The sequence below is a fragment of the Alphaproteobacteria bacterium HT1-32 genome, from assembly GCA_009649675.1.
Classification (GTDB): domain Bacteria; phylum Pseudomonadota; class Alphaproteobacteria; order Rhodospirillales; family HT1-32; genus HT1-32.
Map to the genome: position 1 here is coordinate 2,144,469 of WJPL01000001.1, position 17,260 is coordinate 2,161,728.

At 58.2% G+C, this 17,260-nt stretch carries 14 protein-coding genes; 8 read left to right on the top strand and 6 right to left on the bottom strand.

The window, feature by feature from the left end; all coding sequences use genetic code 11:
- Window positions 1-7: 7 nt before the first annotated feature.
- From glmU to GH722_10220, 3 genes are all read left to right on the top strand, one after another.
- Window positions 8-1,387, top strand: a complete 1,380-nt coding sequence (gene glmU, locus GH722_10210; protein MRG72146.1) for a bifunctional UDP-N-acetylglucosamine diphosphorylase/glucosamine-1-phosphate N-acetyltransferase GlmU — start codon at window positions 8-10, stop codon at window positions 1,385-1,387.
- A gap of 2 nt (window positions 1,388-1,389) precedes the next feature.
- Window positions 1,390-3,216 (top strand): glutamine--fructose-6-phosphate transaminase (isomerizing), encoded by a 1,827-nt coding sequence (gene glmS, locus GH722_10215; GenBank protein ID MRG72147.1) that lies wholly within the window; start codon window positions 1,390-1,392, stop codon window positions 3,214-3,216.
- A gap of 115 nt (window positions 3,217-3,331) precedes the next feature.
- Window positions 3,332-3,913, top strand: coding sequence for a LysE family translocator (locus tag GH722_10220; GenBank protein ID MRG72148.1), 582 nt, complete (start codon window positions 3,332-3,334; stop codon window positions 3,911-3,913).
- Between the two features lie 12 nt (window positions 3,914-3,925).
- Here GH722_10220 and GH722_10225 read toward each other — a convergent pair whose 3' ends face one another.
- On the bottom strand, window positions 3,926-4,684 hold the full coding sequence (locus GH722_10225; GenBank protein MRG72149.1) for a haloacid dehalogenase type II: 759 nt from the start codon (window positions 4,682-4,684) through the stop codon (window positions 3,926-3,928).
- Between the two features lie 78 nt (window positions 4,685-4,762).
- On the opposite strand from GH722_10225, the gene GH722_10230 reads away from it, so the two are divergent.
- From GH722_10230 to GH722_10245, 4 genes are all read left to right on the top strand, one after another.
- Window positions 4,763-5,581: a hypothetical protein gene (locus GH722_10230; GenBank protein ID MRG72150.1), complete on the top strand. Its 819-nt coding sequence runs from the start codon at window positions 4,763-4,765 to the stop codon at window positions 5,579-5,581.
- A 67-nt stretch (window positions 5,582-5,648) separates the two neighbouring features.
- The gene (gor, locus tag GH722_10235) at window positions 5,649-7,028 is read left to right on the top strand and encodes a glutathione-disulfide reductase (protein ID MRG72151.1); all 1,380 of its coding nucleotides are present in this window, start codon (window positions 5,649-5,651) and stop codon (window positions 7,026-7,028) included.
- Window positions 7,029-7,223: 195 nt separating this feature from the next.
- Entirely contained in the window at window positions 7,224-8,606 is a 1,383-nt protein-coding gene (locus GH722_10240; GenBank protein ID MRG72152.1) for a 3-deoxy-7-phosphoheptulonate synthase class II, read from the top strand.
- Window positions 8,607-8,617: 11 nt separating this feature from the next.
- Window positions 8,618-9,790: a nicotinate phosphoribosyltransferase gene (locus GH722_10245; GenBank protein ID MRG72153.1), complete on the top strand. Its 1,173-nt coding sequence runs from the start codon at window positions 8,618-8,620 to the stop codon at window positions 9,788-9,790.
- Between the two features lie 82 nt (window positions 9,791-9,872).
- Here the strand turns inward: GH722_10245 and GH722_10250 are convergent, their stop codons facing one another.
- From GH722_10250 to GH722_10260, 3 genes are all read right to left on the bottom strand, one after another.
- Complete coding sequence (locus tag GH722_10250; protein ID MRG72154.1) at window positions 9,873-10,127, bottom strand: hypothetical protein; 255 nt, start codon at window positions 10,125-10,127, stop codon at window positions 9,873-9,875.
- A gap of 8 nt (window positions 10,128-10,135) precedes the next feature.
- On the bottom strand, window positions 10,136-10,333 hold the full coding sequence (locus tag GH722_10255) for a YqaE/Pmp3 family membrane protein (protein MRG72155.1): 198 nt from the start codon (window positions 10,331-10,333) through the stop codon (window positions 10,136-10,138).
- A gap of 75 nt (window positions 10,334-10,408) precedes the next feature.
- Window positions 10,409-11,869 (bottom strand): NADH:flavin oxidoreductase, encoded by a 1,461-nt coding sequence (locus GH722_10260; GenBank protein MRG72156.1) that lies wholly within the window; start codon window positions 11,867-11,869, stop codon window positions 10,409-10,411.
- Window positions 11,870-12,020: 151 nt separating this feature from the next.
- Here GH722_10260 and GH722_10265 point away from each other — a divergent pair, with 151 nt between their 5' ends.
- Window positions 12,021-14,282 (top strand): NADP-dependent malic enzyme, encoded by a 2,262-nt coding sequence (locus GH722_10265; protein MRG72157.1) that lies wholly within the window; start codon window positions 12,021-12,023, stop codon window positions 14,280-14,282.
- On the opposite strand, the gene GH722_10270 is transcribed toward GH722_10265, so the two are convergent.
- Entirely contained in the window at window positions 14,279-15,691 is a 1,413-nt protein-coding gene (locus tag GH722_10270; protein MRG72158.1) for a methyltransferase domain-containing protein, read from the bottom strand. The genes GH722_10265 and GH722_10270 overlap by 4 nt on opposite strands.
- 131 nt (window positions 15,692-15,822) lie before the next feature.
- On the bottom strand, window positions 15,823-17,256 hold the full coding sequence (locus GH722_10275; GenBank protein MRG72159.1) for a deoxyribodipyrimidine photo-lyase: 1,434 nt from the start codon (window positions 17,254-17,256) through the stop codon (window positions 15,823-15,825).
- Window positions 17,257-17,260: the final 4 nt, after the last annotated feature.

Genomic DNA, 17,260 nt, shown 5'->3' on the forward strand with positions numbered 1-17,260 from the left:
AGAGGTCATGGCAGCTACAGATATCGCCGTCATCGTGCTGGCCGCCGGTCACGGCACCCGCATGAAGTCCCGCAAACCGAAAGTCCTGCATTCGATTGCCGGTCGTCCGATGCTGCAACATGTCATCGCAACGGCAGAAGCACTGGACCCCAGCGACATCGTGGTCGTCGTCGGCCCGGATATGTGGGAGGTCGAGGTTGCCAGTGAACCGCACAAGACGGTCGAGCAGTCCGAGCGGCTCGGAACCGGTCATGCGGCATTGCAGGCAAAGCGCAAGCTGGGTGGATTTGATGGCGATGTGCTGATCATGTTCGGCGACTCGCCGCTGATTTCGCCGGAAACATTGCAGGATATGATTGATCTGCGCCGCAGTGAAGAAAGTCCGGTAGTGGTTGTTCTGGGCTTTCGTCCGGAAGATCCCGGCCCCTATGGCCGTCTGATTCTGGATGAGGATGGCGGTCTGGAGCGCATTGTCGAGGCAAAGGATGCGACCCCGGAAGAATTGATGACGGACCTCTGCAATTCCGGTGTGATGTGTGTCGAAGGCTCTGTCCTGTTCGATATGCTGGGAGCCATCGACAAGGATAACGCACAGGGTGAATATTACCTCACGGACATCGTTCGGATTGCCCGCGAGGCTGGTGGCGACTGTGCGGTTGTTGAAGGTGACGAGGAAGAAATGCTCGGCGTCAATAACCGGGTACATCTGGCGCAGGCAGAAGCAGCCGTTCAGTACCGTATGCGGATTGCCGCGATGGAAGCGGGGGCCACCCTGCAGGACCCGGACAGCGTCCATTTCAGCTGGGATACGAAACTGGGCCGCGATGTAACGGTTGGACCACATGTGGTTTTCGGTCCGGGTGTACGTGTGCGGCATAATGCCGAGATCCGGGCTTTTTCCCATCTTGAAGGTGTCACCATTGATGAATGGGCACAGGTCGGCCCGTTCGCCCGGTTGCGTCCGGGGGCGAGGATTGGCAAGGCGGCCAGGGTTGGTAATTTCGTCGAGGTCAAGAATGCCGTGGTTGAGGAAGGGGCAAAGATCAATCACCTCTCCTATATCGGTGATGCCCGTGTTGGTGAGGGCGCCAATATCGGTGCAGGTACGATCACCTGTAATTATGACGGCTATCTGAAATCCCATACGGATATCGGTGCGGGTGCTTTCATCGGTTCCAATTCGGCGCTGGTTGCCCCGGTCAGTATCGGCGCGGGTGCCATCATTGGCGCGGGCAGCACGATTACCAAGGATGTCGAGGCAGATGCCATCGCGGTGGAACGTGCGCCCCAGAAGTCTCTGGCCGGTGCCGCGCTGAAATTCCGGGACCGGAAATCGGCTGAGAAAGCGGCGCAGATTGCAGCCCGGAACAAGCAGGAAGGTTTCTGATCATGTGTGGGATCGTTGGTATTCTGGGCAAGAAAGACGTGGCTCCCCTGCTGGTGGACGGCCTGCGGCGGCTTGAATATCGCGGTTATGACTCCGCCGGTATCGCAACCCTCGTCAATGGCCATATCGACCGCCGCCGTGCCGAAGGGAAGCTGAAGAATCTCGCCGAACTGGTAGACCGTCACCCGCTGAAGGGAACGGTCGGTATCGGCCATACCCGCTGGGCGACCCATGGCGTGCCCAACGAAATCAACGCCCATCCCCACGCGACGGACCGGGTTGCTGTCGTGCATAACGGGATCATTGAGAATTTTCAGGAATTGCGGGCAGAACTTTCCGCGGCCGGCATCACTTTCGAAACCGACACGGATACGGAAACTGTTGCACAGCTTCTGACCCATTACATGAACAGGGATGGTGATGACCCTGTACGTGCGACATCACGTACGCTTCGCAAGCTGGAGGGCGCGTTTGCGCTGGGGATCATCTTTACCGGTGAGCATGACCTGATGATCGGCGCCCGTCGCGGCAGCCCGCTGGCCGTCGGTTATGGCGATGGCGAGATGTATCTCGGCTCTGATGCGCTGGCACTGGCGCCGCTGACCCAGCAGATCAGCTATCTGGAAGAAGGCGACTGGGTGGTTCTGCGTGCCGGGGCGGCATCGGTTTTTGATGAGAACGACCAGCCGGTTGAACGCAAAATTCAGCTGACTGCCATGTCCGGTGCGATGATCGGCAAGGGCAACTTCCATCACTATATGCAGAAGGAAATCTATGAGCAGCCGCAGGTTATCGGCGATACGCTGCACAGCTACCTGAACCCGGCTGAGCGCACGATCTCGCTGCCGGACCTCGGTGTTGATTTTGCGACAATCCCGAAAATTACCCTGCTGGCCTGCGGCACCTCTTTCTATGCCGCACAGGTGGCAAAATACTGGTTCGAACAGATTGCCCGGATTCCGACGGAGGTCGATATCGCCTCGGAATTCCGCTATCGGGAAGCGCCGATGCCTGCCGGTGGCGTGACGATCTGTATTTCCCAGTCCGGTGAAACGGTCGATACACTGGCGGCGCTGCGCTATGCAAAACAGGAAGGGCAGCGGCTGATCGCGCTGGTCAACCAGCCGGAGAGTGCGATCGCCCGCGAAAGCGATGCCGTCCTGCAAACCCTTGCCGGACCGGAAATCGGCGTTGCCTCGACCAAGGCCTTCACCACCCAGCTGACCGTTCTGGCCTGTCTTGCGATTGTCGCAGCAAAGGCGCGGGGGGAAATCGACCATCAGCGGGAAGCCGAAATGGCCACCGCGCTGACGGAAGTGCCGGCGCTGGTGACAGAGGTGCTGAAGCATGATGACGCGATCAAGGAACTTGCCCGCACGATCATGGATGCCCGCGATGTGCTGTATCTCGGGCGCGGAACCTCCTTCCCGATTGCGATGGAAGGGGCGCTGAAGCTCAAGGAAGTTTCCTACATTCATGCGGAAGGTTATGCCGCCGGTGAAATGAAGCATGGCCCGATTGCGCTGATTGACGAGGCGGTACCGGTAATTGCCATCGCACCGGGCGACCGCTGGTTTGGCAAGACCGTCTCGAATCTTCAGGAAGCCGCAGCCCGTGGTGGCCGTGTGATCTTCCTCACCGATGCGGACGGCGCCGAAAAAGTGGCTGATATGTCGCGCAGCACCCTGATCCTGCCGGACGCGGATCCCTTCGTCCTGCCAATCCTCTATTCCATCCCGGTGCAGTTGCTGGCCTATCATGTCGCCGTGCTGAAGGGCACAGACGTTGATCAGCCGCGCAACCTGGCGAAGTCTGTGACGGTGGAGTGACGGGGCTTTTATTGTTCCCGTGACAATACTCTGCTTTTCGCCGGCATGTTGCTGGTTCAGGGTCTGGCTTCGGAAGTCCGGTAGCGGGCTGCCGTGATGATGGAGGCTGACCCGAATGTCTGAGGCGCTGATTCCCCTGATTGTTTTTGTTTCCCTGATGGTGGGAACGCCAGGTCCGGCGAATCTGCTGATCATGACCGGTGGGGCGACCTATGGTGTGCGGGCCTGCATGCCGTTCAATCTCGGGCTGATCTGCGGCAAGATTGCCCTCAATGTGGCGGTGGGGCTCGGGCTGGGTGTGCTGATCACCCGTTATCCGCTGTTGCAGACGGCGCTTAAATTCATCTCTGGCGGCTATATGATCTGGCTGGCCATGCAGTCATGGAATTCGGTCGCACAGGTCGAGGCAGCGCGATCTGCCTACAGCTTCCGCAAAGGGCTGATTGTCCATCCGCTGAATCCGAAAGCCTGGGTGATGACATTACTGGCCTGGTCAGATTTCGCCCCGGCCTTCGGTGATCTGCCGACGCAGATGCTGGTTATCGTCACCTGTTTTGCGGTGGCACAGGCAATTTTCCATACTGGCTGGTGCATTGCCGGCGGGCTTCTGGGACATGCCTTTCACGGCTCCCTGATCCTGTCGCGCACACTGATCGTGATTACCGTCACGGTGGTGGTCGGTGTGCTGCTGTCCTGACCGGGAGGGGCCTCAGCAGCCCATCGCGTCGGCGATATCTTCCATGCTCTCGCCGATGACATCCCAGTCACCGGTTGCCCTGAAATCCTTTACCTGCAGCGGGCCATATTCGGTCGGACGGTTGATATAGCCGGTGCGCAGGCCATGGCTGGCGGCAGATTCGAGATCGTAATTATGGGCAGCAACCATCATGACCTCACCCGGTTTCATGCCCAGCAGTTCGACGGCGCCCAGATAGGTTTCCGGATCCGGTTTGTAATGCTTGAAAATATCGCTGGCGAAGATGCAGTCCCAGGGCAGCCCGGCACGTTTTGCCATGTTCGCCAACAGGGTGACATTGCCATTCGACAGCGGGGCCAGCAGATAGCGTTTTGCGAGACGGCGCAGGCCGGGTACTGAATCGGGCCAGGGGTCGAGACGGTGCCAGACACGGCACAGCCAGTCCCGGTCTTCCTCGGACAGGCTTTCCAGCCCGAATTGCGGGATCAGTTCTTCCAGCCTTTGCCGGTGCAGTTTGTCGAGGGGAGTCCATTCCTGTTCGCCGCGCCGTACCCGGTCCATCGCCGGGGCATAGCCGGCCCGCCACTGATCCGCCAGTCCGGTCCAGTCGATACCGGTCAGGTTCCGGTCCCGGCCAAATATTTCACCCTGCCGGATGATCGAACTGCGCCAGTCGACAACCGTACCGAACGTATCAAAAACCAATGCCTTAACTTCAGGAATTGCCACCGGGTATCCTCCAGAACTGTTTCGGGGAAGGTAGGCTGACATCGCGGCTGGTGCAATCCGCCGGGTGCCCGGTCAAGGGTTCAGGTTGCAAGGTGCCGGGACTGCTTTCACAGTGATGGCATGTCAGTTCTTCTCATTGGCGGCGCACCCCGTACCGGCACCTCCTTGCTGAACGCAATTCTGTGCAGCGATCCGGCGGTTCATCCGATGATGCCGGAAGCAACCTATCTGCGTTATCTGATGCGCGCCTATCGATACGGGCAGGATGCATTCGAAGCGGAAGTGAAAGAGTATTTCGCGCATCCCGAGGGGTTGACTGCCTTTACCGCCTCGCAGGTGGAAGCCCTCTGCGATGCACTGGAACTGCGGTTCCCGACGACCCGGCATCAGGTGTTTCGCAGCCCCCGTCTGACCCCGGTACTGGCTGACCTGCTGAATGTTCTGCCGGACGCACGGGGGGTGGTGATGGTTCGCGATCCGCGGGATGTTGTGGCCTCACTGTTCTGTCTGCATGACCGGCAAATCCGCGCTGGGCAGCAAAGCTGGCTGACCCGTGCTGGCCGGTCGGCCGACTATCTCGCGAAAGCCTATAATGGGTTTTATGCCCCGGTCTCCAACCTGCCGGACAAGTCGCTCTATAAGCGTCTTCTCACCGTTCGTTATGAGGATCTGGTGCAGTTGCCGGATGAGAATATTGAACGCATTGCCAGTTACAGCGGGCTGGATCTGTCAGGCTTTGCCGGACAAACCGGATGGCGGTCGGAACTGATTGATGAAGCGGTACCGGATATCCGGCGCGGTCCGGACGATTTGTGGGGCAAACCGATCTCTGACCGGCAGGTCGGGGCCTTTCACAAGGTTTTGAGTACGGCGGAAACCGGCGTTGTTCAGGAAATCTGCAGTGCCTATATGGCCGGGTTCGGGTATCAGCCTGTTTGAAACGGGGATGACCTGGCGTATTTAAAGAGTGCGCTGCAATCCTGCGGCTGATCTGCGGAGACTGAATATGGCTGAATATGACTATGATCTGTTTGTAATCGGGGCAGGGTCCGGTGGTGTCCGGGCGAGCCGTATATCAGCCAGCTATGGCGCCAGGGTGGCCGTGGCCGAGGAACGGTTTCTGGGTGGTACCTGCGTCAATGTCGGCTGTGTGCCAAAGAAGCTGCTGGTTTATGCCTCGCACTATGCGGAGCATTTTGAGGATTCTGAAGGTTTTGGCTGGAGCCTTTCCGGTCAGAAGTTTGACTGGACGAAGCTGATCGACCGCAAGAATGCCGAAATCAGCCGTCTGAACGGAATTTACCGTCGCCTGCTGGCCAATGCCGGGGTCGACCTGATCGAGGCGCGGGCGACGATTGTCGATCCGCATACGGTTGACGTTGACGGGCGCAAGATCACGGCGAAGTACATTCTGGTCGGCGTCGGTGGCTGGCCTTATGTGCCGGATATTCCCGGTCGCGAACATGTCATCACCTCGAATGAAGCCTTCTATCTGCCGGAACTGCCGAAACGGATCACGGTTGTCGGCGGCGGCTATATCGCGGTGGAATTTGCCGGTATCTTCAACGGTATGGGTGCAGAGGTTAAGCAGCTTTATCGCGGACCATTGTTCCTGCGCGGCTTTGATGCGGATGTCCGGGGCACGCTGCTGGAGGAAATGCGCAAGAAGGGCGTTGATCTGAAAATGAACGCGGATATCGCCGAGATCATCAGGAACGATGACGACTACACGGTGGTGCTGCGTGATGGCGAGACCTTCGAGACAGACCTGGTGATGTATGCCACCGGACGGTTCCCGAATACGAAAAATCTCGGACTGGAAGAAGCCGGGGTTGAACTGGCAAAGAACGGCAGCATCAAGGTTGATGACTATTTCCAGACCAGTGTGCCATCAATCTATGCGCTGGGTGATGTGATTGACCGGGTGCCGCTGACGCCGGTCGCTATCGGTGAAGGCATGGTCATTGCCTCGAACCTGTTCCGGGGTACGAAGCGAGTGATGAATTATGACACCATCCCGACGGCTGTCTTCAGCCAGCCAAATATCGGCACGGTGGGACTGACCGAGGAGAAAGCCCGTGAACAGTTTGGCGAGATTGATGTCTATGCCACATCCTTCCGTCATATGAAGCATACGCTGTCAGGCCGGGACGAGAAGACTTTCATGAAGCTGATCGTCAATCCTGCGGACGACAAGGTGCTGGGTGCGCATATGGTCGGTGATGAAGCCGGTGAGATCATGCAGGGGCTGGGTGTTGCCCTGAAAGCCGGTGCGACAAAGGCGGACTTTGATGCGACGGTCGGTATTCATCCGACGGCGGCTGAGGAATTTGTCACCATGCGCGAGAAACGTCCGGAGCCGGAAGAGCAGAAAGCGGCGGAATAAACCGGAGCTGTTTCATCCCGTCATTTCGCTTTGTAACGGACGGGATGACGGGCAGGACCTGTTGGGGTGCCGGATGGTGCGGCATCCCAATTGTTGTGGCTTTGGCCGGCGGATCGCGCTTTCCTGTGGATAACCTTTGGGAAACGGCGTATATCCGGAACCCTTTTTAATGAAATACATCTGATGGAGAGTGTTATGGCCACGAACTGGACCCCGGCAAGCTGGAGGGAAAAACCCATCCTGCAGGTGCCGGAATATCCGGCAGAGGCCGATCTTCATGCTGTCGAAGATGACCTGCGCAAATTGCCGCCGCTGGTCTTCGCCGGTGAAGCCCGCCGCCTGAAAAAGAGCCTGGCGAAAGTCGCAAATGGTGAGGCTTTCCTGCTGCAGGGCGGGGATTGTGCCGAAAGCTTTGCGGAATTCGACACCAATGGCATTCGCGATACCTTCAAGGTATTGCTGCAGATGGCTGTGGTTCTGACCTTCGGGGCGTCCTGTCCGGTGGTGAAGGTGGGTCGTATGGCTGGCCAGTTCGCCAAGCCGCGTTCTTCCGACATCGAGAAAAAGGGCGACGTGACCCTGCCGAGCTACAGGGGTGACATCATCAACGGTATCGAGTTCACTGAAGAAGCCCGGATTCCGGATCCGCGACGGATGCTGCGGGCTTACAATCAGGCATCGGCAACGCTGAATCTGCTGCGCGCCTTTGCGCAGGGTGGTTTCGCTGACCTGCATCAGGTTCATGGCTGGAACCTCGACTTCGTCAAGGGCAGCCCGCAAAGCGAACGTTACAACCAGATCGCCGACCGGCTGGATGAAACCCTGAATTTCATGACCGCCTGCGGCGTGACGGCAGAAAACGTGCCGCAGCTTCGTGAGACGGATTTCTACACCTCGCATGAGGCGCTGCTGCCCTGGTATGAGGAAGCCCTGACCCGTCAGGACAGCCTGACCGGTGACTGGTATGACTGTTCGGCGCATTTCCTGTGGATCGGTGACCGTACCCGCCAGCCGGACCATGCGCATGTGGAATTTCTGCGTGGTGTGAAAAACCCGATCGGGATGAAGGTTGGTCCGACAACGGACCCGGATGACCTGATCCGCAACATCGATATTCTGAACCCGGCGAACGAGGCGGGCCGCCTGACACTGATCACCCGTTTCGGTGCCGACAAGGTGGAAAAGGGCCTGCCGCCGCTGATCCGCCGGGTCCGTGATGAAGGCCGTTCCGTTGTCTGGTCCTGTGACCCGATGCATGGCAACACGATTTCGGCTGAATCCGGTTACAAGACCCGTCCGGTCAATCAGATCCTGTCGGAGGTGAAGAGTGTCTTTTCAGTTCACCGTGCCGAAGGCACCCATGCCGGTGGTATCCATTTCGAGATGACCGGCAAAGATGTGACGGAATGCCTCGGCGGCGCACAGGAAATTACCTCATCTGATCTGTCGAGCCGCTATCACACCCATTGTGACCCGCGGCTGAATGCCAGCCAGTCGCTGGAGCTTGCTTTCCTGATTGCGGAAGAGCTGAAAACTCATCGTGATCTTGATGCGGCGAAAGTTGCTCTGGCAGGGTAATTATCTGAGTCATGACCTTTGATCCGACCCATGACGGCAGTCACCGGCCGCTGGAAGCCGATGTCCCGAGCCTGACCGACAAGTATTTCAGCCGTACGCGGGATGCTGTCGCGAAGTTTGGCGATGTTTCGGCAACCTATGCCATCTTCATGCGGCGTCCGGTGATCTTTACCCCCCGTCTGGCTGTCGGCTGGCTGGAAGACATGTCGAAGGCGCGGGGAGCGGCTTTCGACATCAAGCAGAATTATCAGGAAGGTGACTGGGTCGGTGCGGGTGAGCCCCTGCTTTATCTGACCGGTTCGCTGCATAGTCTGGTCGATCTGGAAACGATCCTGCTGCAAAAGCTGGGAGCGACCTGTATCGCTGCCTATAACGCCTATCAGATGTGCGCTGATATGCCGAATGCCGCTTTTCTGGCAATGGATGCCCGGCATTGCGCCGGTCATGATATGGCCGACATGATGGCTTATGCCGCATCGGTTGGCTCGAAAGTGGCGCGGGAAAAACATGGTGCCAAAGGATTTGTCGGGAACGCGACGGATGCGACCGCACATTACTTCGGCAATCCGGAGGGCATGGGAACCATGCCGCATGCCTTCATCGGTTATGCGGGATCAACCCTGCGGGCTGCGGAAATGTTCGTCGAAACATTCCCCGGCAAGGACCTCACCGTTCTGGTTGATTACTTCGGACATGAAGTCCGTGACGCGCTGGCGGTCTGCAACCGGTTCCCGGAAATGGCCGCCGAAGGCAAGATCGGTGTCCGGCTCGACACCCATGGCAGCCGGTTTGTTGAAGGCCTTGACCCGCAGCGTTCCTATGCGGTGCTGGATCAGTCCGTGCCGGATGCAATCCGCCGTTACCGGTCTGAGGAGGAACTGCGTTTTCTCGTGGGTACAGGGGTTTCTGCGGCATCCATATTCTATATGCGGAAATGTCTCGATGATGCCGGCTTCGACAAGGTCAAAGTTGTCGCTTCCTCTGGCTTCAATGCGGCGAAATGTCGTGTGATGGGTGAGGTGAAGGCCCCGATTGACGTGGTGGGTACCGGCTCCTATCTGCCGGACCGCTGGTCGGAAACCTATGCCACAGCAGACATCATTTCCTATAACGGCGATTATCGCGTGAAGGTTGGTCGCGAATTCCTGTTACCGGAAGATGCAAAGAACTCAGCTGCGGACTGACGGTTTTCCGCGAATTCTTTTTCTCTCCGCAGACCCTGAGACGCGTCCTGCGTAAAGAAGCGGGGTTCGTCTGGTAGCCGGGTCAGCCCTTCTTGCCCGCCAGTTTTATCAGGAAGATCACCAGCCAGATCGGGATGACGACGGCAGCGCCGATCAGCAGGTACTGGAATGCCCAGTGCAGGGAATCCACGGCGAAGTGGAAGCTGCTTTGCAGGGCGCCGGCAAGGAAATCGAAGACGTTGTCGGGGGTCACGCCGAACAAATTCATCGCGAGACCCACCAGCACCGAAATGATGACGAGCTTTAGGACCGTGCCGAGGATAGGACCTATTTTCAAAGATTGTCTCAGAGTTTGCCGCTGTTACGGGCTTCGTCGATCTTCTTGTCGGTGTTGTACTGGCTCAGCGCATAGACAGACCAGATTGCCGCCGGGATCCAGCCGATCAGGGTCAGTTGCAGGATCAGGCAGATGATGCCCGAAATCGGTTTGCCGATGGTGAAGAACTGCAACCAGGGCAGCAGGATGGCGAGGATCAGGCGAATCATGAGAACACCTCAAGAGAATGACGAATCAGTGCGTCAGTTTTGCCCGGAACGGGACGGCTGTAAATCCCCGGCTCAGTTGTTGCCGGGTTGCCAGTCCGGAGCGATCATCCGGCGCTTGCCGTCCGTTGTCATCGGCACGTCCGGTTCATCAAGCTCCAGCCGGTCCCAGAGCTTGCAGGTCACCTGCTTGTGCTTCTGGTCAAGCCCCTCGCAATAGTTTGAGTATTCGCAGACACGGACGTCTGCGCCCAGTCCCAGACGCATTTTCAGGAACCAGTCGGGGTCGGCGAGTGTCTGGCGGGCAGAACCGATGATGTCGGCCTTGTCGTCAGCCAGTAATTTTTCGGCCTGTTCAAACCCGTGCATGCCCCCGGCGACGACGACCGGTATGTCGCTGCCGGCTTTGCGGACCGCGTTGCGGACCAGTGCCGTTGCCTCGACGTTACGTCCAAAAGGACCAAGTTCGTCGGAGAAATAGGACGGCATGCATTCATAACCGGACGGGCCGGTATAGGGGTAGGCGGCCTGACCGACGCCCGGTTGTTTGGCGTCATCAAACTTGCCGCCCCGCGACAGCGACAGGAAATCCATCCCTGCGCGGGCGAATTCGGCTCCGAACCAGGCTGCATCTTCCGGGCTGTTGCCACCTTCAATGGCTTCGTCAGCCAGAAAACGGCAACCGACGGGATAGTTATCACCGACGGCCTGACGGACGGCAGCAAAGACTTCGAGCGGCAGGCGGGCGCGATGTTCACGGGATCCGCCATATCCGTCGTTCCGGTCATTCTTTGCCGACAGAAACGATGCCATTGTATAGGCATGGGCGTAATGCAGTTCGACACCGTCAAAACCAGCCTGCTGTGCCCGCAGGGCAGCGGCTGAAAACAGGTCGGGCAGAACCACGGGAAGGTTCGCGATATGCGGCAGATGGGTGTCGGTGACCCGTTCCCGGTCGCCCATGCGGAGCGAATCAAGCTCGCGTTCTGTGAGGACTGATTCCAGTTCGTCCTCAGACAGGGCTTTCAACTGCTCACGTATTTCGCTGTCAGTTCTGTCTGTTGCTGACAGCGCCTCGCGATGCTGGTCGGTGATGGCCAGAAAACGGTCGAAGAACTTTACCGGATCGGGGCGGCGCCGAATGGACAGGAAATCGATCAGCTGGATCAGCAGTTTTGTCTCGCCCGCGCTTTCGGTTTGGACACGTTCAACCAGCTTCTGCAGACCGGGAATGAAGCGATCGTCACCAATCCGCAGCAACGGGCCGCTGGGAATATCCCGGATGCCGGTGGCCTCGACGACGATTGCACCGGGGCGTCCACGGGCAAAACGGCCATACCAGTCCAGAACATCTTCAGAGACAAATCCGTCATCGGTTGCCCGCCACGGAACCATCGCCGGTATCCATGTCCGGGTGGCCAAAGTGACCGGACCGACAGACACGGATGAAAACAGCCTCGACGAGGCGGCTTCCTCGGCGGTTGGCCAGCGCCCGGGGGCTGGCTCGAACCGGATGCGTTCAGGTGGTCTCCACATAAAATTATTTTAAGCTTAAAATAGTTTTGCCGCAAGAGCCTCTTTCCGCGATCCGAAATCCGCTTTCCATTCCGCTAGGCTTTTCCGGGCGCAGGCGGCACAATCTCGTTAACGGACCAACAGGTACCTATTTATCGGGAGAGAAAACGGAATGGATGAAAATAATCAGCGTGTTACCGGGCAAGAGGCTCTTGCCTTTCACGCCGAGGGACGGCCTGGAAAGCTCGAAATCACGCCGACAAAACCGCTGGTAACAGCGCGTGATTTGTCGATGGCTTATTCGCCGGGCGTTGCGGTTCCCTGCCTTGAAATTCAGAAAGATCCAACGCTTGCCTATGACTATACGGCGAAGGGCAATCTTGTTGCGGTCGTCTCGAACGGAACGGCGGTTCTGGGACTCGGTAATCTGGGCGCGCTGGCATCCAAGCCGGTGATGGAAGGCAAGGCGGTTCTGTTCAAACGCTTCGCCGATGTTGATGGCATGGACCTTTGCGTCGACACCGATGATGTCGACAAGCTGGTAGAATGTGTCCGCTATCTCGGCCCGAGCTTTGGCGGCATCAATCTGGAAGACATCAAGGCACCGGACTGTTTCATTATCGAGCAGCGCCTGCGCGAACTCATGGATATCCCGATTTTCCATGATGATCAGCATGGTACTGCCATCATCACGGCCGCCGGCATGCTGAATGCCCTGCATCTGACAGGCCGCGACATTTCTGAAGCCACGATGGTCTGCAATGGGGCGGGGTCAGCCGGCATCGCCTGTATCGAGCTGCTCAAGGCGATGGGCATGAAGCACGAAAATGTGCTGCTGTGCGATACCCGGGGGGTGATCTATCAGGGCCGTCAGGACGGCATGAACCAGTGGAAGTCGGCGCATGCGGTGAAGACGTCAAAGCGATCGCTCGCAGATGCAATGGAAGGCGCGGATATCTTCCTCGGTCTTTCCGTCAAGGGTGCGGTTGATCAGGACATGATCAGGTCGATGGGCGACAAGCCGATCATCTTTGCCTGTGCCAACCCGGACCCGGAAATCACACCGGAAGAAGTCAAGGAAGCACGGTCGGATGCGATCACGGCGACCGGGCGGTCCGATTATCCCAATCAGGTCAATAATGTCCTCGGCTTCCCCTATATTTTCCGCGGTGCGCTGGATGTACGGGCCTCAACCATCAATGAGCCGATGAAAATTGCAGCAGCCCATGCGCTGGCTGAACTCGCCCGGGAAGATGTGCCGGATGAAGTGGACGCAGCCTATTCAGGTCGTCGCCTGCGCTATGGCCCGGACTATATCATTCCGGTGCCGTTCGACCCACGGCTGATCGAATATGTACCGGCGGCTGTTGCCAAAGCGGCGATGGATTCCGGTGTCGCCCAGAAACCTATTCTGGACATGGATGCCTACCGGGCGCAGCTGCGCTCACGCCTCGATCCGACTTCCGCCAGCATGCAGTTTATTTTTGACAGCGTCAGCGCCGACCCGAGGAAAGTGGTCTTCGCGGAAGGCGAGGAAGAGAAGATGATCCGTGCCGCCATTGCCTACCAGAGTGCAGGTTACGGTCAGGCTGTGCTGGTCGGGCGTGAGGATGTGGTGAAAGGAACAGCCAGGGAATCCGGTCTTGGAAATCTTGAAGGTATCGAGATTCACAATGCCCGGAAGTCTTATGCCAACAAGCAGTACACCGACTTCCTTTATGAACGGATGCAGCGCCGCGGTCTGTTGCGCCGTGACTGCCAGCGTCTGGTCAATCAGGACCGGAACGTCTTCGCAGCCTGCATGGTCGCGCTGGGTGATGCGGATGCCATGGTTACCGGGACCACCCGGAATTATTATACGGCACTGGAAGACATTACCCGGGTGATTGACCCGGAAGAAGGTCACAACCTGCTGGGTGTTTCCCTGCTGATTGGCGGGGGGCGCACGGTCTTTATCTCGGACGTGACCATCAACGCCTTGCCTGACGCCGAGGAACTCGCTGATATCGCCATTCAGACGGCGGAAAAGGCGCGGCAGATGGGGCATACGCCACGGGTGGCATTGCTGTCATTCTCGAACTTCGGCCTGCCGATGCATGACAAGTCAGAGCATGTACGCGAAGCGGTCAGAATTCTGGAACAGCGCAATGTTGATTTCGAGTTTGATGGCGAGATGGCGGCTGATGTCGCCCTGGATCCGCAGCTGATGGAACTTTATCCGTTCTGTCGTCTGTCCGGACCGGCCAATGTGCTGATCATGCCAGCCCTGCACAGTGCTAACATTACCTCAAAACTGATCAGCAAGCTTGGCCGGGGCAAAGTCCTTGGTCCGTTGCTGACCGGCCTGTCGAAACCGGCTCAGATTGTGCCGATGGAAGCCAGTGCCAACGATATACTGCAATACGCCGTTCTGGCGGCGCACGAAGCAGTCTAGCCGGATGAGCCGGTTTCACCCTTCGCGAGGAGCATCTCGCGGAGGGTGAGATCACCGGTGCGAAAGCCTGCCTCTGCATAGGCGAGGAACAGCTCCCAGCTGCGTTTGAAGTCGTTGTCGAAGCCCAGCATCATGATTTCGGGCCACATGGTCTGAAACCGGCGTTGCCAGACCTTCAGGGTCGGAACATAAGTGCCGCCGATATCCGCGTAGCCGGCCTCGGTCAGTCCGGCATCGCGGACCACATCATCCAGAATGCCATAAGACGGCAGCAATGAACCGGGGAAGATATATTCCCGTACCGGGTCCAGGCTGTTGCGGTAGCTGTCGAACAGTTCGTCGCGGATTGTCGTGGTCTCGACATAGGCAAGTCCGTCTTCTGCAAGATGACCGGAAATGGTGGCGAAGAAATTCGGCCAGTCGGCTTCTGTCATCATACCGAACGGTTCAACGGAAATGATGCGGTCATAGGTTCCGGTGATGGCGCTGAAATCCTCCAGCCTGAAATCGACCTTGTTGTCCTGCCTGTGGCCGTGGGCGCGCAGTCTGCAGGTTTCCAGCTGGGTTTCCGACAATGTCAGTGCAGTAACATCACAGCCATAATCCCGGGCAGCGAGCACAGACAGGCTGCCCCAGCCGCAATTTATTTCCAGCAGCTTCATGCCTTGTTTCAGGCCAAGCTGCGTACAGATGCGATGCAGCTTGGCCTTCTGTGCTGCTGCCAGATCGTTGCCGAGCCCGTAAGTGGCTGCGGAGTAGACCATCTCCGGATCAAGCCAGCATTCAAAGAAGCGGTTCGGCAGTTCATAGTGACCGGCAAAACGTCTTGCCCGTCCCTTGCTGCCGCCAAGATGAAGTTTCTGTCGTATCCGGTTTTTCAGGCGGTATAGCATACCACCCCGCCTGAGTGGTTCGAAGGCGGTGCGGTTACGTGCCATCAGTTCCAGCAGGGCGACCAGATCCGGACTGTCCCAGTCATAGGACATATAGGCGTCAGCGGCACCTATCGCCCCCCGGCTGAAAACATGGTCGGCGGCATCGGCGTCCTTGATGATCAGTGATGCTTCCGGCCCCTTGCCGGTGCCTTTACAGGTAACCAGGCGGCCACTGGGCAAGACGATCTCAAGTGCCCCGTACTCGATGTTTTCGAGGATCGCGATCATCCGGCGCAGATTGCGTGAACTGCGTTTGACGCGGACAGGCTTGACCCCGGTAGTTACGCCGGTTGTCGAGGGTATCTCAGTTCTGCTCCCGGTCATGTCCGGTTGCCTTCTGCGGCCGGGAGTGCACGCAGACAACTGGTCTGATCGCCAGGCATATTCTTGCTGTGGAAAGTGACGGGGTAATGCGTCATCGGCATATGAATCCTGATCGTGCGTCAACAACGTCCCATTTGCGCACAACCCCATCCCCCCGCTACTGGATTGTGATCGCTGCGAATCGGCACAGGATTTTATACCCGTATATAGTGAGAATTCATAGGCGGGAGTTTTATATATGGCTGAAGTTGTGTCTCCCGAATCGCCAATAATCCTGCTTTTCAATCCTTCTTCAGGCTTTTGAAGGCATCGAGAGCCTTCTCGCGTGCAGTTTTATGGTCGACGATTGGCGGTGGATAGTCACGGCAGGCACCGGTCAGCAGGTCATCCGGTGCTTCCCAGGGTTTGTGCAGATACTTGTCCGGCAGGTCGGCCACTTCCGGAACCCATTTCCGGACATAGGCCCCGTCGCCATCAAACTTCTCGCCCTGCATGATCGGGTTGAAGATACGAAAGAAAGGTGCGGCATCGGCCCCGCATCCGGCAACCCACTGCCAGCTTGCCGAGTTGTTGGCGAGATCAGCATCAACCAGTGTGTCCCAGAACCATTTCTCGCCTTCCTGCCAGGGAATCAGCAGATGTTTGATCAGAAAGGAGGCGGTTACCATGCGTACCCGGTTATGCATCCAGCCGGTAGCCCAGAGTTCCCGCATGCCGGCATCGACGATGGGATATCCGGTCTGCCCGGTCTGCCAGGCTTTCAGTTTTTCATTATAGTTCTTTGACCACGGGAAGTCGGCAAACTCCGGCCTCAGGGGGGCAGCGGGCAGGGTGGGGGTGCGTGACAGCAGGTGGCATGAGAATTCCCGCCAGACCAGTTCCCGCAGGAAGGCTTCCCCATTGACGGCGACCGGCCCGCCGTTGCTCCGTTCAATCCGGAATTGCGTGACATGCCAGACCTGCCGCGAACTCATCTCGCCAAAATGAAGATGCGGCGACAGGCGCGATGTGAATTGTTTGCCGGGAATGTCTCGTCCTTCCCTGTAATGGCGGACGGCGTCATCGAGAAAATTATCAAGAGCCTGCCGGGCACCGGCTTCCCCGGGAACCCATGCCTTCCGCAGACCGCCGGCCCAGTCCGGCCTGACAGGCAGCAGATGCCAGTCGGCCAGACGGTCACTTCGGGGCAGTGTTTCCGAGAGGCTAAGCCGTTCGGGGGCTGTCAGTGGTTCAGCCGGCGGCGGCCCGGCCATGCAGGCGCGGTAGAAGGGAGTGAAGACTGAATATTGTCCGCCGGTCTTTGTCCGGACTGACCCGGGCTCATAGAGCAGGTCGGTGCTGTGGCGGGACACTTCGACCCCGATCTCCGCCATTTCAGCGGCCACTTCTGCCTCCCGCCGGCGTTCAGCCGGTTCATGGCTGCGATTCCAGAAAATCGCCTGCGCTTTGGTTTCCCCGGCAAATTCGCGCAGGCACTGTGCCGTGTTGCCGTGTCGCAGGATCAGTGTCCCGCCGATATCCGACAATGCACCGGACAGTTTTTCGAGGCTGTAATGCAGCCACCACAGGCTTGCGGCACCGGGTGGTTTTTCGAGCGTTTCGTCGCGGACATAAATTGCCAGCACCGGCGCACCGCTGGCGGCTGCGGCTGATAATGCGGGATGGTCTGCAAGACGCAGATCATCTCGAAACCAGACAATGACGGGTGGGCTCATGGGT

Coding starts and splice junctions, on each gene's coding strand:
- glmU (MRG72146.1), top strand. CDS start 8: ATGGCAGCTACAGATATCGCCGTCATCGTGCTGGCCGCCGGTCACGGC.
- GH722_10275 (MRG72159.1), bottom strand. CDS start 17,256: ATGAGCCCACCCGTCATTGTCTGGTTTCGAGATGATCTGCGTCTTGCA.
- gor (MRG72151.1), top strand. CDS start 5,649: ATGGCTGAATATGACTATGATCTGTTTGTAATCGGGGCAGGGTCCGGT.
- GH722_10260 (MRG72156.1), bottom strand. CDS start 11,869: ATGTGGAGACCACCTGAACGCATCCGGTTCGAGCCAGCCCCCGGGCGC.
- glmS (MRG72147.1), top strand. CDS start 1,390: ATGTGTGGGATCGTTGGTATTCTGGGCAAGAAAGACGTGGCTCCCCTG.
- GH722_10265 (MRG72157.1), top strand. CDS start 12,021: ATGGATGAAAATAATCAGCGTGTTACCGGGCAAGAGGCTCTTGCCTTT.
- GH722_10220 (MRG72148.1), top strand. CDS start 3,332: ATGTCTGAGGCGCTGATTCCCCTGATTGTTTTTGTTTCCCTGATGGTG.
- GH722_10230 (MRG72150.1), top strand. CDS start 4,763: ATGTCAGTTCTTCTCATTGGCGGCGCACCCCGTACCGGCACCTCCTTG.
- GH722_10225 (MRG72149.1), bottom strand. CDS start 4,684: ATGTCAGCCTACCTTCCCCGAAACAGTTCTGGAGGATACCCGGTGGCA.
- GH722_10245 (MRG72153.1), top strand. CDS start 8,618: ATGACCTTTGATCCGACCCATGACGGCAGTCACCGGCCGCTGGAAGCC.
- GH722_10240 (MRG72152.1), top strand. CDS start 7,224: ATGGCCACGAACTGGACCCCGGCAAGCTGGAGGGAAAAACCCATCCTG.
- GH722_10270 (MRG72158.1), bottom strand. CDS start 15,691: ATGGGGTTGTGCGCAAATGGGACGTTGTTGACGCACGATCAGGATTCA.